The organism is Mesorhizobium sp. M7A.F.Ca.CA.002.09.1.1 (assembly GCF_003998555.1).
Taxonomy (GTDB): Bacteria; Pseudomonadota; Alphaproteobacteria; order Rhizobiales; family Rhizobiaceae; genus Mesorhizobium; species Mesorhizobium ciceri.
The window spans coordinates 1-733 of the sequence record NZ_RZRR01001455.1 but is presented as its reverse complement, the minus strand read 5'-3'; the positions used below and the strand labels follow the sequence as shown (position 1 = coordinate 733).

The following is a 733-nucleotide window of genomic DNA, read 5'->3' as shown; positions in this document are numbered from 1 at the left end:
ATGCAGTTCATAGAACGGGCCTAGACCGTAGCGGTTGGGCGCGCTGTCGAAATTGAACAGCTGCCCTTCCAGCGAAGCCGGACCTTTCGAGGTGATGTACTCGACGGCCACCAGCCTCAGCTTGCCGTTTGCCATCGGCTCGTACATCACCGCCTCGGGCTTGGCGAGTTCGACCGCATCGTCCTTCAGATAACCGGCATTGACATAGTGGATGCCCATGGCGCCGCCGGTGATGCCGCTGGCGCAAGGGATCGGCGCATAGCCCTCGGCCGTCGCCATCGCCACGTTCTCGAAGCGGCTGTTGGCTGCCCGCACCTTCTCGTCCAGCGCGCCAGCGTTGTGAGCATTGGCCGCCGTGGCCGCGATCGACAGGTTGATGAGGTGTTTGGTCCACAGATGGATGTTCATGTTCTCTCCTCCTTGTTGATGGCGCGCGGGAGCCGCCGCTCCCGCTGCGACGTCGGATCTCGGCTGCACGCATCATTGGTACCGGGTGAAGTCCCAGTAGTGCGGCAGACCCTCGAGCTCCGGCAGGCCGATGTCGCGTCTCAGATAATCGTCCTGCGGAGGCAATCGACGCCGACTCTTGCGCAATGGCGCGAACAGCAGCGAGGCCAGCCGCCAGAAAGCCCGGCCCGGTAACGGGTCTCGTCCGACGGGTCTCGACGCCGCCGACGGCCCGCTGAACGATTCGTCAGGCACGCTGCCGTCGCCGCGAAGGGCAGTTTGATAC

2 protein-coding genes are annotated in these 733 nt (G+C 64.1%); both read right to left on the bottom strand.

Features of this window, described 5'->3' with window-relative positions; all coding sequences use genetic code 11:
- Window positions 1–408: hypothetical protein (locus tag EN994_RS33960; RefSeq protein ID WP_127308284.1), on the bottom strand; the 408-nt coding region annotated here is incomplete at its 3' end.
- A 72-nt stretch (window positions 409–480) separates the two neighbouring features.
- Window positions 481–733, bottom strand: a 253-nt coding sequence (locus EN994_RS35770; protein ID WP_127308283.1) for a hypothetical protein, incomplete at its 5' end; no start/stop codon positions are given.